Here is a 14,203-nt window from a genome sequence, read left to right on the forward strand (position 1 = left end):
CTCACTCCGAAACTTCAGTGGCGGGATGTGAAAAACGTGACAAACCAGCAAAACCGGAGGTAATCAGACTACCGTCGACCGCCTCAACAATGCTGCTCACGGGAATTCCCAGCGGATTGCCCACCGGGTTAAGTGCTAAACCATTTGAGGTGGAGCTACTGAACACATCACCAGTTTGATTGGCTAGCAATACACTTCCATCTGGCAATCGAGCGGAACTACTGATTGAACTCGGCCTAGACATCTTCAATTGATTAAAGCTGGCACCATCATCAGACGACAAATAGGCATGGCCTTTAAGTCCCGCGATCAGCAGAGCTCCGTCACCCCGTACATTCGCAGTGAAAAAGCTACCGTTATATGGGCTTGGCAATTGTGTGAAAGACTTTCCGTCATCTGTTGAGCGAGCTACATAACCTTGTTCACCGGCAAGAAACCAAAGGTGGTCTTTCCGAGCGATCGCGTAGATGTGCACAAGCGACGGATTTTCGATGCTGCCTATCAGCGATTGCCATGTTGCCCCACCATCCTGAGTAGAAAAAACCATTCCGTAAGAGCCGGCTACGAGGCCGTGGCTGGCATCAAGAAAATGCAGCGCCAGGAATGGTTTATCCGGCCCATCTGCTACCAGGCGTTCGGCATTGGAAATGCGCATATCAGCCGCGTCGGCAGCGACTGCATTAGCCTTTATATCTTGAGCTGCCTTTAACTCAATCTCTGCAGCCTGTATACCCGTAAGCTGGAGGCTCCAGCGCTCACCACCGTCAGCAGTGGCCAACACTGTGCCACCGTGTCCGACCGCCCAGCCATGTTCGTCATCGATGAACTGAACCGCAACCAGACTGACTGAGACCGGTACCTGCACCTGTCTCCAGGACTGGCCATTGTCATCGGAAAGTACAATGACGCCTCTTTCACCAACCGCAATCAGTCGATCACCAGCACGTGCCAAATCAATCAAAACAGCATGAGCGGGTGTGGCGATTTGCATCGCCGATGAGCTCAGGACAGAGCCTACGGCTCCACCCTCAGCACAAGCAAGCGAAGCTAAAGCAGACAAAGCCAAAGCTAACGCCAAGGCACTTAAACGACTGTTTATTATCATTTTTATTATCTCTTGAACCGCGTGTCGCAAAAGCACCGACAACTGAGATTGTCGGTGCTTTTCAGAGAGTCTTAGCGTTAACGCACACCCTGCCCCGCCATTACTGTTGGCGAGAAGTCAGACTTCTTGAAACGCTCGACAATCCCCCATTGCGAGGACTGTCCAGTGAGCAGGTCAAGTACAAACCAAGTACCGGACATAAAGTCATAGAACCCCGACGAGACAGAAGCCTGAGCAGGAATATCTGGCATGACTGCCGGTAGCGCCCACAGCGTTTTGGCCAATTGACCACTTGCATCCCAACGATCGCCCAACAGCGCTTGCCAGGTATCTTCATCCAGGTAGTAACGGCTCTTAACCATTTGATGGCGCTCGCCAGGCTTCAGATTTGCCTCGACAACCCACACACGATGCAGTTCCCAGCGCAAGACGTCTGGATTAAGATGCCGCTTACCAAGTACGTCTTCCGGTTTGCCTGCGGTAAAGAATTTATTGGTGTTATAGGGAATATAAAGTTCCTTTTTACCTACTAACTTCCAATTGAACCGGTTGAGCCGCCCTTTATAAACGGACAGTTCATCATAGGCCATCACGCCTGCTGTTGAAGGCGCTGGCGTGTCGCAGCAGGAGTTAGGTACCTTGCGCACTCGCCGTTGGCCGGCAAGGTAGATATGCGTCTGTGATTTATCGGCATTGAGATTGGCCCGATCCATCGCCTGCTCACCAGCACGAATCGGTGGACCAATATTAAGCAGGCGAATCATCCAGTAATCGCCATCGAAAGTCTGCGCCGAGCCATCCTGAAAGTAATACGGCATCTCTTGGATAGCCTTACCATCGGTAGTCATTACCTGTTGACCATCAGCAGTCATCAAATAAAAGCGAGCGTCCCGCGTAATGGAGGTACCGCTCCAACTCAGCAGATGGTTCCACATCGCCTCGTCACCATTTTTCGGAATCGGAAACGGGATACCGCCATAAGCCCCTTCGGGCATTGGACCCGCGCTACCCTCTACCAGCTTGGCATTAACCGCATTCTTGGCTGTATTGTCATATACCCACTGCGGAGCCGCTGCTGTTCGACGTGTTGGGTAGATATCCATTCGATAGGTGTCTGGATACCGTTTGAACATTTCTTTAACACCATCGCTCAGATTATCTGCGTATTGAGCCATGTTCTTCGAAGTAATGCTGAACAGTGGTTTATCCGCGGCGAAAGGATCGCCACGCTTACCACCCTTCTGATAAGACGGATCAACGGTGGTATATCCACCCTCCCATGCCGGGATAGTTTTATCCGCGTTACCAGCCCGCTCAGCGCCAAAGGGGGTCAGACTTTTGCCTAAATCATCCACTCCGGTAGCCATCGCGGACGCACTAAAAGCAATAGCACTCATTATGAAGAGATAAGCAGCACTGAATTTAATTCGAGAAATCATGTTCAAGTCCTCTTAGAAAGTGCTCTTGATAGAGAAGGCCAGGTAATCCCGATCTTTAAATGATTGCTTATAATTAAACTGGCTGGCCTCATTGAGCGTAGTGTCAGATGGACCGTAATAATGTGTGTACGTCAAACCACAAGTGACACGATCAAGGTAGGTGGCGGTTACACCGATATTGAAATCACCACCTTTATCAGAACCGAAAGCGCCAACTACAGCCGACTTACCCATTGGGAAGTAGCTGACACCTAGCGGAACACCAAGATCGACGCCCGGGAAGACCTGACGATAAGTTGGTGTATACACCAACTTTAGCCCTACCCCGTCATCTGTAGCATTCGGATCCAGTGCTGATCGGTTTTCAGTAACCTTCAACAAACGGTTCCAGGCAATTTCACCGATCAAACTGGCCTCATTGGATATGAAAGTTGGCTCGAGAGATGCGAGCACGTTCAAATTCACGTGGGCAGTCCGCCCGACCGCGTAAAGTGGATGATTGTCATTGTCAGCGTCTACATCTGGCAGTACGACCTGACCATTCGATACCAGGGGCATATTCCAGCGCATAGACGCTTCCCCGGCAAAGTTATACTCACCCACTGACGTGGTAAAACTTGCGCCCAGTGCGCGTATATCCTCCGGATACACCCAGAAGAACTCACCTACTTGTCCGGTTGCAAAATTAGGGGCGCCTACGCCAGGACGGAGGTACAACTGCGGGGTTTTATCATGGTATTGGATAGCATAAAGCCCGTAATCAACCGTTTCAGCTGCATAGCGTAACTGCAGGCCACCCTGTCCAGAACTCCGGGCTTTTTTGTCCTTACCATGAAAAAAGGCCGCAGGGCTGCTTGGATTACCACCGAGAAAATCAGGGAATGGCTCCCCGACAATCAGGCGCTCAGCCCCCTCTCCCATCATATCGAGGGTGGAAAAATAGCTACCCGCCGCAGGTAATCGTGTTTCCTCCCACTCAAACTGATAGAACGCACCCAACGAAAGCGCATCAGTAAGTTGGTAGGAAGTAGACAACTGACTAACTGGTCTGGTGATTTCCTTAAACTGGGTATTGGGTACTGAAATAGCCTTTACCACGTCCACCGGAGCCATTCCGCCAGCAATCCCGTTGGCCCCGAAAAACAGACTTTCCCCCCAAATCAGGCCATGACGACCCAAACGAAAGGACAAAGCTCGATCCGCAACTTCACCATTCCAGTAGACGAATGCATCTAATAATTCACCATCACCGCCGTGCAGATGTCGAGTGTCATCAGTGAATTCGTCATAGGCAACCGACACCTGATTCGCGCGCGCGGGGTTGTTGTTATCGTTGTCCTTCTGGTATTCGGTGTCGAACCAGGCTGCCCCGCTTAGACGACCACCAAAATTACGGTAACCGATATCCATTTCCGAGAGCAGGTCAAAACGGTTAGAGATAAGGCCCTTATCAAAAGCACGGTCACCGTCATCCTGGTTCAGGCTGACTTCGCTTTTCGAAAGCTTGCTGCTTGGGTCCTTCAGACGCCATGCAGAACTGTACTTGAGGGTGTTATCCCAGCGTGCACTAAGATCATTGTCGCCCGTATCAATTTGAAATGCACTTGCACTCATCGATATCACACTCAGCGCACCGCCTGCTAGAACGCATGATAGAAACTTTGGCCGCCCTGAAGGCGACGGATATGAGTACGCAGTAGACTTTATTACACGCATATACGAACCTCTTTTGTTTTTGTATTAGGCTTCGCTTAACTGAAAATTTACGCTACTTAACCGCTCCTTCCGAAAACTCATATACCTATTCGGGTCTCACCGAGCATCAGCGATATGACTATCCCCATCAAATTATACGATACGGGACGTTTCGTATACTTACAGCTATCAACCAGGCCTGTCAAGCCCCGGGGTGATGTGTTTTGCCTACGGTTCCCTGTTGGGGGGTGGCTGGCATCTCGTTACCCAGGCAGCGTCTAAATCCGAGGATCCACCAACAGACAGCGCTGAAAGACAGATAGTTGTGATCTTTTGAGGTTTGAAAGTTGCCGACCCCTTTCCTGCCGGGTGAACAGACAACGCGCAGGCGCAATCTCACCGTTCATCTGCTAAGCGGCGAAAATTACAAACAAAACAGAACGTACCGTTTTGTACGTTTCCATTTGTTATGTTCTGCAAGGTAACTGCAAGAAAAGTTGAGGTTAAGAGTTCAACCTGAAAGGAACAAAATAGCGTCATGTATCGATTCTCTATACCTAAGAATCGACACGCGCTGAATGGCAGATGGCGTCAGGGGCAATAAAGCCAAATCGCCACAATGATTTTTTAAAAAAAACGCTTGCACTAGAAGCCAAGCGTAAAATTGCAGCACCTAATTAAAATTTAAACATTCCATTGAGCATCACCGTGTCGCCTTCCGAAGCATTTCGAGCATAAACATTTTTTTGATAGCCGAGTACTACGCCAAAATCCCGACTTGCGTAGCCCACTTGCGGGCCGACCTTTATGGATCTGGTTCGATTACCTACATCATTCCCGTGGGACTGGTAATCATTTAACTGAGTCGACAAATATCCACCAATACCTGCCAGCCAGTTCTGGGTCAGTCGATAGTTAAATCCATAGTCTGCAACGACCTGCACTCCAGATTTATAGTCAGTCTTTGGATTTTCGTAACTGTAGTTGACACTGATCTTCGAGCTGACCTCAACTTGCGGCATTGGAAACCAGGTAAAGGCGTAAGCAGCATAAATTGCCTTACTATTGTTTCCTGGATTAATCAAGGCGTGGTCATCATATTTGCCCCAAGGCGCTACAAAATCCAACTCCAGGTTATGAAGATAGGTTGGAGACTGCCAGCTGACCAAGGCACCGAATAATGGGTCGCCCATTCCATTCGAGGAGTCTCTACCAAATGCTCCCAATGCAGGAACATCCAGGTGACCGGCAACTAAGGAACTGCGAGCTGCAATGAAACGTTCCCGCCAAGTAGTGTTGGCCCATCAAGCGTATGTACTAATCTCAAAGCATGAGCGTGAACTCTTCCTTTAGCCTTTTGAAATACCTTATCTCCTTGCCTATCTCGAATTGAATCTATGGCAACAGTTTTATTGTATGTATAGGCGTGGATTTCACCTGGAGCACCTACTGCCCCACTCATGACAGTTACAATACCCAATGGATAACTGGAAGCACCTCCTTCAAGCGCCATCGATTTGGCGGCAAACAGCAGTACACCAAAAAAATCACCAGGCGAAAATCAGCTGGAGTCTTCATCACGCGTTCTTTTCTTGTTTTTGTTTTTGGCAATGGAAATTGACGCAATCAAATAATATAGGGATCTGCCAAAAACCCTCTGGATGCTACTCTTCCAGTAAAAATATTTCTTTCATCTCGGTAATCTCCAAACTCACAGGAGTCAAACGCAAGCCAATACAGGGGCCTTTTATGCACAACCCCGAACTAATTTCAAACAACGCACCATGACCACTACAAACGATATGACTGGACTCGCTGTCGAGATATCGATTCTTGCGAACTGGCATAGTTGAACCGGGCCAATGGGGACAAGAATTTTTATAGCCATAGATGTTTCCGCAGTCATTGACTAAAAAAATGTCGTCGGGACCTGTGCTTTCCTTCCTGAACCCCAAAGATTGGCCTGGCGCAATTTGCTCGAGATGGCAAAGCCTGCGGCGATCAGATTTTGCCATCTTCAACTTACCCCCCTTATTAATCAGGCTTGCCGCCAGGAGCCCATTTTTCACGCCATTGGAAGAGGAACACCTGGGAGTTATCCATGATTGCAGGAGCTACGCGCGGCGACCAGTCATCGTCGTGCTGATCCATATCAGCGTCGTATTCAATGTGGCAGCCTAACGGGGTGTTGAAGTACCAGAACCAGTTAGACCCAAACTTATGTCGCCCCGGCCCCCAATATGACTCATAACCTTTAGCTGCAAACGCATAGCCGGCTTGCAGTACTTCCTGAGGCCCCCCCATATGGAAGGTAAAGTGCTCGCATCCCTGCAAATGCGGCGGGGTTTGAATGAAGAAAAGGGTGTGGTGGTCGAAAGTACCCGCAGGACGCAGAAATGGACCCATCCCGACAAATTTGTCGGTGAGTTTGAAGCCCAGACGATCCGCATAGAAGCGCTCTGCCTTTTCGATATCTGGAACGAAATAGACAACGTGAGAGAGCGTTCGTGGCTTGGGAGCGAGCTCGGAACTTTCATCCACACCGGTTTTGTTCGCAGGACGGTGAATATCTCCCGGCGCGTTTACGCGCTCGGCGGGCAGTTTGTGCGGCTTTCTGATCGAAACTTGAAAGCCCAGAGCGAATCCGAGATCGTCCACTAACTCCAGTGAACCATCGGCCAGAACCTTGACTTCACGCTCGCCCTCAAATTCCTTCCGGATGCTCGCGAGAGTCGCGATGTCTTTTACGCCATACATTGTCTTGCGCAGCATGTTTGCGGTCGGCAAATTCCAGGCAGGTAGCGACGGATCGTCACGATGTTTGATAACTACACCAGTTCCATCCAATGCCTCAAAGCGTCCGCCCCCTACCGGCTCAAGGCCGTAATCTTCCAGGAAGCGCTCACTTAGCGCGACATCGTCAACACCAAAATACAAAGTGTCCGGGCCAAGGATGTTCATTTCAACACCTATCAAAGAATGCGTTTTTGTTATGTCAGGCCCGAACCATTGCCGGGCCTGAAATCTCTGATGCGCGCGTGAGTTTTAACTACGCGTCACATGAATGGCTTGCGTTCTTCGGGCCACCAAAGATCCGGGATCGGTTGCCCCATTGTGTTGCGCAGGGTGCCGACCCCCTCAACGATCATTTCGACGACATCACCTGGCTGGAGCCTACGATCAAGCTCCAAAGCTGAACCACCGCCCATGGTACCCGAACCGATCACATCGCCAGGAACGATAACTTCACCAAGACTGGCCCATGCGATGAGTTCGCCAACCGTCCACAGCTTATTGGAGCTATCACCCTTACCCCAAGTCTCGCCATTGACGCGAACTTCCATACCGATCCGGTCCAGGTCTTTGAATTCATCGACTGTGGTAATCCAAGGCCCTATACCGTAGGCGAAATCTTTACACTTGGTGGGACCCATCCCAATCGGCATTTCGACCGCCTGACAATCGCGGGCACTGAAGTCGTTGAAGATGGTGATGCCAAACAGATGATCAAGCGCGTTTTCAGGACGCAGACTTTCTGCACGCTTGCCGATGACGTAACCAAGCTCAAGCTCGTAGTCCATGTACTGAATGTATCCCGGCCAAGGAACTTCAGCCTCATGCCCAATGACCGTATGCGGGGTTCCTTTGAAGTAGCCAGGCACCTTCAAAAGATTTGGAGTAGGCGGCGCGCCAATCTTTTCATGGAAGCCCTTGATATGGCCAACGAAAGTCAGCCCATCCCGCACCACTGAGGGATCCGAGGCTGGCAACCAATTCACGCTATCGAATGAGATTGAATGTGCATCTGGCCGCTTTGCGTTGATCTTTTCAGCAGCCTGGGTAAACGGTGTGCCCAGTGCAATTGCCGCCGACATACTGCCAGGGAAAACAGCATTGGCATATTGCAGAGCGGATTCCCGGGAAGAGCCTTCCTTGACCAACTGTTCATGGAGCGCGCGTTTCAGGTCGATGACCCGATTCTCTTCAGGAACTACCAGCACCAAACGGGCTTCGGCGCCGTCGGGCCCGTTAACAGAAATTCGGCCGAGCTTCATGTGATCTTCCTCTTTTTATTGACTCGAATGAACCTGAACCAGGTTTTCAGGGTTCAAAGCTATACGACACGCACCGTTTTGTAAAGATCAAAAATTAGCGCTTTTCTCGATAGATCTACCTCTATGGCCCCTGTTGCTTTGTCTTTTCTATCGGAATTTGGAACCTAACACCGAATTGGTAATTTTGTCTTGCGACAAATATACTGATCGTCTCGTTTTGTTTATAAGTGCACGCAATGAATCAGCCAGAACATCCCCAGGCCGCGGAGCCAAGGAACCCATCAATGCAGCTTAAGAACACCTCATCGCCTGCTGGACGTCCTCGTAGTGAAGCGACGCGCAGACAGATCCTGGAGGCTGCTATCAGCCTCCTTCAAGACAAATCGATTCAAGCGATTTCTATTGAAGCGATCGCTCGAGAGGCAGGAGTCAGCAAGGCGACCATTTATAGATGGTGGGAATCCAAGGCTTCTGTGGTAATCGATGCGTTTATTGAGCAGCATTTGATTAAAACAACGTTTCCTCGAGGCATGCGCCCACGCGACGCCATAGCACACCATTTCCATTCTTTGGTGAACCAATATTCAGGATGGCCTGGCCGGCTCGTCGCTCAAATTATCGCCGAGGGTCAATCTGATCCAGCCATCCTTCGCGTCTTCCGTGAGCGATTTCATTACGGCCGTAGAGCAGTCGTCAGAGAGATGCTTGACGAATGGAAAAACAGCGGCGACATTTCAAAAGGTTCAAATGTCGAAGTACTTATGGATTTGATCTATGGACCGGTTTATATGCGCCTGTTGATAGGTCACGCGCCTCTGGACGAATCCTTTGCTGAATCACATATCAATTACATATGCGAGTTGTTGGGCTCGAAACCCTGAAAATCGCCATGATTTCCATACTAAAAAGCCGACCTAATGGCCGGCTTGTATATTTCACAACATAAGGTGCGACTCACTGGAGGGAGCTGCTGGATAAAGAATTAGAAGTTAGTATTTGCCTTTCCTTTTAGCGCGAGCATTTCCCTTGCCTCTTGAGGCGTAGCGATTTCAAACCCCAACTGTTCCACGATACTTCGGATTTTCCGCACTTGTGCGGCATTAGAAACCGCCAACTCACCGCGCCCGATGTACAAGCTATCTTCAAGACCCACTCTGACGTTGCCGCCCATAATGGCCGCGAGAGTCGCTAGCGACATCTGGTCTTTACCTGCGCCCAATACTGACCAGTGATACTGATCACCAAATAGACGATCTGCGGTTCGCTTCTGATGCATCACATCTTCGATATGAGCCCCCATGGCACCGCGCAATCCAAAAATTGTCTGGATGAACAATGGCGGCTTAACCAGTCCTTTATCCAGGAAATACTTCAGCGTGTACAAGTGGCTGACGTCGTAACACTCGAACTCAAAGCGGGTACCGGTATCACCAATGGTTCGCAGGATCCATTCGATATCGGAAAAAGTATTGCGGAAGACCAGATCCTTTGTGGCATTAAGATGCTCCACTTCCCAGCTGTAACGCCACTCTCGATCCTTGCTGGCCATTTCGGAAAGGTTGAGGTTTATAGACCCCATGTTCAGGGAGCACATTTCCGGCTGTAGCGCTACACCCGCCGCCGCACGCTCGCTAATTGCCATTCCCGGGCCACCACCGCCCGTAGAAATGTTCACGATGGCATCCGTTTCGGCCTTAATTCTCGAGACGAATTGACGAAAGATTTCAGGATCGCCAGTAGGACGACCATCCTCAGGGTTTCGAGCGTGAAGATGAACGATCGCCGCTCCCGCTTTTACCGCTTCGATCGCCTGATCGCCAATCTCCTGAGGAGTAACCGGGAGATGAGGAGACATCGACGGCGTATGTGCCCCGCCCGTGATAGCGGCGGTTATTATAATTTTTCTCACAGTTCTTCTCCTTCTTTTAGCGCTAACAGGACGAACAGCATTCGACAGTTACGCCCGGAACGATTCGACCAACTGTGGTTGGTTGCGCGCTGTACCAGTACGTCTCCTGGCCGCATAACGGTCTCACCGTGATCCATCATCGCGACAATCTCGCCCTCGAGTACCACGGCGTAATCAAGGGATTGCGTTTTGTGGAACCAGAAATGTCGAGGCTTTTTCTTGTCGCGCACACCTTCACTATCAAGAAATTCGACCAACTTTTCCTGGTCATAAACTTCATCTGGCGGGAAGTCGACTATTCGAAGGAGCGAACCCTCATCAGAATGAAAACCAAATTTATGTCCGGCTGGCGCTGGATCCAAACCGCCCGCACGCCCAACACCCGTTGCCCAGACGACCTGTGCAACCGGCTTACCAGCTTGTGCCAGAACATTTGGTGTATTGGCGTCACTGGTGATAATCGACTCACCAGCTTCGTTGTGACCAGTGACAATCCTCCGTACTGGCTTATAAGCCACTTCGGTAATGTTATTCATCATGCAACCTCAAAAAACGGTTCGTTTAGTTTCGTTATTAATCAAATTTTTTGAGTCATACCGCCTTTAGGCGACTCACTGGCATAACCACAAATGTTGCTGACGAACTGGCGATCAGCACTTCTCGCTGAGGGTCATGAAGTTCGGCCCTGGCGAACGCAATTTGACGACCCACACGTTCAACTGTTGCCTTTGCTTTCAACAACGATGGCTTCGCAGCCGCCTGCATATTCACCGTAATGCTGGTAGTGGCACAGGTTTGCCCACAGGGCAGCGTGCTGAGTACTGCAAAAGCCATGGCATAGTCGAGCATGGTCATCAATGTGCCACCGGATACAACGCCATTTCCCTGAAGGGATGTTAATGGCGCTTCGAAACTAAGTTCGACAATGCCAAGGCCGCCATTAATCAACCTCGCGCCAAGTGCACTTAATCCAGCAGTCAATTCAAACGGGATGTCAAATTGGGCTTCTGAAATAGCACGCTCCAAAAAAGCTCGGTCTGGGTTGTCAATGATTTTTTGCACAAGACGTTACCTCAACCTGAATGACTGATGCAGTTCTGCCGTTGCGCACCCAGTCCGGCAATTGTGCCAATCATAATGTCGCCGTCGCGCAAGAAACGATTGTAATGAGTTCCATTACCTGCAGGGGAGCCTGTACAAATCACATCGCCGGGCAATAGCTTTGCGTACTTCGAGATGTATGCGATTTGTTGTTCAATCCCAAAAAGCATATCTGCCGTCGTCTCATCCTGCATTATTTTGCCGGACACTGTCAGTTGCATCGAGAGGCTGTGGGGATCTTCAACGAACTGCTTGGGAACCAGATACGGACCAAGCGGAAGAAAGCCTGGTTGCCCTTTCGATCTGAGCCAGTCAGTACCGAGCATCTTGTAATCAGTGCGTGGAATGAGGTCGCGAGCCGAAATGTCATTGACGATTGTGTAACCGGCTACATAATCCATGGCATCTTCCACACGGATATTGTAGCCCTCCTTGCCTATCACTACGGCCAACTCAAGCTCCCAGTCAGGCTTGCTGGTAGTGGGAGGAAGAACCAAGTCGTCATAGGCTCCCGAAATGGCAGAGACGGGCTTGGTAAATACATAGGGCTCTCCATTAGCGACCCTGTCATCCATCATGTCTTCAGCCCAAGTCCTCAATTCTTCCTTGCTTAGCCCTTCTGGACCGACATTTGAATCGACGGTCAAATCCACTACATGCTTTCGATAGTTTGCGCCTGTGCAGAACACTTGACGCGGCAGATCAACTGCAGGGCGAAACGTGAGTTGATTTTCATCATACCAGGACGACGTAATGACTTTATTGACAATCGATTCGAGCGCGGAGTAACTGGCATTCCAGTTTTCAAGTAGCGACAGCACACTTTTTTCTCGGAGAATATCAACTCCGAACTCCTCAGCCACGCGACTGACTGGGATAACCTTTGCGTCAATAACCAGGCCAGCAAAGCGTTGCTGTGGATTGGCTTTTAAAGAAAATGTACCGAGCGAGAACTTCTTCAAGTGTACCTCCGAATTATTGTAAGAATGAGACGTCGACAATTTGCTCATAGGTAAAATCCGCGCCGGGCAACCCTAGCAACGCCCTCTGCCCAATAAGAAGCTCAAGACCCTCGCGAGAAGGCGTCAGCGTTTCAGGAAATGTATTCACCATTGCTTTTACTGCTTCGACAGGCATGCCAAGCAGCTCCAAAGCCTCTGTCAGCTTTACCGTGTCGCCAGGCATGGTCGTAAGTGTTGCGTTGAGGATGCGTACCCACGCTTTCAGGGCGTCATTCGCCTGACTAGCCGACTTCCTCACGACCAGTCCTTGACCAGGAAAATTGGTAAATACACCCTGAATCGTTGCAATAGTTTTGAGTCCCCGCTGAACCGCCATGGTGTCGAACGGCGGCCCGAGCAAGGTCGCATCCCCCTCCCCCGCAACAAGAGCCGCAAACCGCTCACGCACCCCGCCAACGGGTGTCAGGCGATAATCGTCAGCGCGGAGCCCTGCTTCCTTGAGTAGCGCTCGAAGGGCAATGACAAAACCGTTCTCGGGGGCGTCCACCAGAATGTTGGCACCGCGCAAATCTGCAGGAGCGGATAGCGCCGAGGAACCGACCAGTTGTAACGGCGTGGTGGTTTCAATCTGAGCAATCACCACGAAGTCTTGTGGACCTTGCCGGCGGTTCCAGTGCAAAACGTTGTCGATTGACGTTACGACCGCGTCGACCTCTCCTGCACAGAGTGACGAGTACTGCTCATCAGACGATTGAGTCATCGAAGACTCGATACGCAAATCCGCCGGCGTTTGCCACGAGGCTGATACCGCAATAGCAGGAGGGACAAACCACATCACTCGAAGAGAGTCGTTGGACATTTTTTATTCTCGTTGAAATTACCTCACATATAAAACTATACGTACCGTATTGTCAACGAGGTGACCATCGATTGATTAAGCCGTCAGAAGGGGGGTATTACAGGTCTAACACCATACGAGGTGTCTTGCTTCCCGAGCAGCAGACAAAGAGCGTCTTGCCTGCCTGCTTTTCCGCCTCGCTGAGAATTGAATCGCGATGGTCTGGCGTGCCCTCCAGCACCCGCACTTCACAAGCACCACAGATGCCTTCGCGACAGGAATGCATCATCTCAACACCGTTTTCAATCAGCGCATCGAGTATGCTTTTGCCCTGCTCCATCCTGAGAGTCTTCCCGGTCCTCGCCAGTACGATCTCATACCCACCCGACGTCGCGGCTTCCTGCAGCGGTATAAAGCTCTCGAAGTGAACCCTGCCATCAGAGATGGACAGCGCCTTTGCTTGCTCGGAATAGACCTGAATCATCCCAGCCGGCCCACAACAATAGTAATGTCGGGTTCCATCATCACCACGGAAAACCTCCTGAATGTGAGCGACGGTAGCCTCCACGTCGTACCCCAACAGCAACTGGACCTTGTCCTGGGTGATGTGGCCTTGCATCGCGTCGATCAACGCGGCGTGGTTAACGCTACGAGCAAAGTAATGCAGCTCCCAGTCCATTTTTTTGCTATTCAAGTACTGCGCCATACACCAAAGCGGCGTAACCCCTATCCCACCCGCGATCAGCACAGAACGGTGCTCGCCTTCAGCAAGGGGGAACAGGTTTCTTGGCTCACTGACCTGCAACCTGTCCCCAGGACGCAAGCGTTCGTGAATCATGATCGATCCACCACGACTTTTAGGGTCTTTGGCTACCGCTATGACGTAACGATTTCTCTCGGAAGGATCGTTCAGCAAGGAGTAACTACGCAGAGGAATACCCTCAGCAATGACGTCAATGTGCGCCCCTGGAGTAAATGCAGGAAGCGTCACACCCTCCAGCCCTTTTAGCTCATACGCCAGTACCCCATCTGCCTCATGGGTGACTGATTTGATGTACACCTGGAATGTGTTTGGCATTTCGCAACCTAGCCCGAACCA

14 protein-coding genes are annotated in these 14,203 nt (G+C 50.6%); 1 reads left to right on the top strand and 13 read right to left on the bottom strand.

What is annotated here, in order from left to right; genetic code table 11:
• Position 1: 1 nt before the first annotated feature.
• The 7 genes from CKW15_RS16050 to CKW15_RS16080 form a co-directional block, all read right to left on the bottom strand.
• Positions 2-1,105, bottom strand: coding sequence for a YCF48-related protein (locus CKW15_RS16050; RefSeq protein ID WP_095152381.1), 1,104 nt, complete (start codon positions 1,103-1,105; stop codon positions 2-4).
• Between the two features lie 77 nt (positions 1,106-1,182).
• Positions 1,183-2,544, bottom strand: coding sequence for a DUF1329 domain-containing protein (locus CKW15_RS16055; protein WP_095152382.1), 1,362 nt, complete (start codon positions 2,542-2,544; stop codon positions 1,183-1,185).
• A 12-nt stretch (positions 2,545-2,556) separates the two neighbouring features.
• Positions 2,557-4,260 carry a DUF1302 domain-containing protein gene (locus tag CKW15_RS16060; RefSeq protein WP_095152383.1) on the bottom strand — a complete coding sequence of 568 codons (1,704 nt, stop codon included), beginning with the start codon at positions 4,258-4,260 and terminating at the stop codon, positions 2,557-2,559.
• Between the two features lie 656 nt (positions 4,261-4,916).
• Positions 4,917-5,513 (bottom strand): transporter, encoded by a 597-nt coding sequence (locus tag CKW15_RS16065; protein WP_095152384.1) that lies wholly within the window; start codon positions 5,511-5,513, stop codon positions 4,917-4,919.
• Between the two features lie 390 nt (positions 5,514-5,903).
• Complete coding sequence (locus tag CKW15_RS16070) at positions 5,904-6,254, bottom strand: Rieske 2Fe-2S domain-containing protein (protein ID WP_095152447.1); 351 nt, start codon at positions 6,252-6,254, stop codon at positions 5,904-5,906.
• 19 nt (positions 6,255-6,273) lie between these two features.
• On the bottom strand, positions 6,274-7,200 hold the full coding sequence (locus CKW15_RS16075; RefSeq protein ID WP_056723238.1) for a VOC family protein: 927 nt from the start codon (positions 7,198-7,200) through the stop codon (positions 6,274-6,276).
• A 95-nt stretch (positions 7,201-7,295) separates the two neighbouring features.
• Positions 7,296-8,294, bottom strand: coding sequence for a fumarylacetoacetate hydrolase family protein (locus CKW15_RS16080; protein ID WP_095152385.1), 999 nt, complete (start codon positions 8,292-8,294; stop codon positions 7,296-7,298).
• A gap of 284 nt (positions 8,295-8,578) precedes the next feature.
• On the opposite strand from CKW15_RS16080, the gene CKW15_RS16085 reads away from it, so the two are divergent.
• A complete protein-coding gene (locus CKW15_RS16085; RefSeq protein ID WP_208601454.1) occupies positions 8,579-9,175 on the top strand; it encodes a TetR/AcrR family transcriptional regulator in 597 nt (198 codons plus the stop codon).
• A 101-nt stretch (positions 9,176-9,276) separates the two neighbouring features.
• Here the strand turns inward: CKW15_RS16085 and CKW15_RS16090 are convergent, their stop codons facing one another.
• The 6 genes from CKW15_RS16090 to CKW15_RS16115 form a co-directional block, all read right to left on the bottom strand.
• On the bottom strand, positions 9,277-10,203 hold the full coding sequence (locus CKW15_RS16090) for a 3-keto-5-aminohexanoate cleavage protein (RefSeq protein WP_095152386.1): 927 nt from the start codon (positions 10,201-10,203) through the stop codon (positions 9,277-9,279).
• Complete coding sequence (locus CKW15_RS16095) at positions 10,200-10,739, bottom strand: cupin domain-containing protein (protein ID WP_056723418.1); 540 nt, start codon at positions 10,737-10,739, stop codon at positions 10,200-10,202. Before CKW15_RS16095 ends, CKW15_RS16090 begins: the two co-directional genes overlap by 4 nt.
• A gap of 55 nt (positions 10,740-10,794) precedes the next feature.
• Positions 10,795-11,265: a PaaI family thioesterase gene (locus tag CKW15_RS16100; RefSeq protein WP_056723243.1), complete on the bottom strand. Its 471-nt coding sequence runs from the start codon at positions 11,263-11,265 to the stop codon at positions 10,795-10,797.
• Positions 11,266-11,276: 11 nt separating this feature from the next.
• A complete protein-coding gene (locus CKW15_RS16105; protein WP_218239567.1) occupies positions 11,277-12,266 on the bottom strand; it encodes a fumarylacetoacetate hydrolase family protein in 990 nt (329 codons plus the stop codon).
• 13 nt (positions 12,267-12,279) lie between these two features.
• A complete protein-coding gene (locus CKW15_RS16110; protein WP_095152389.1) occupies positions 12,280-13,125 on the bottom strand; it encodes an ABC transporter substrate-binding protein in 846 nt (281 codons plus the stop codon).
• Between the two features lie 97 nt (positions 13,126-13,222).
• A complete protein-coding gene (locus tag CKW15_RS16115) occupies positions 13,223-14,182 on the bottom strand; it encodes a PDR/VanB family oxidoreductase (RefSeq protein WP_056723249.1) in 960 nt (319 codons plus the stop codon).
• Positions 14,183-14,203 lie beyond the last annotated feature (21 nt).

Source organism: Pseudomonas sp. Irchel s3b5, from assembly GCF_900187435.1.
GTDB lineage: Bacteria > Pseudomonadota > Gammaproteobacteria > Pseudomonadales > Pseudomonadaceae > Aquipseudomonas.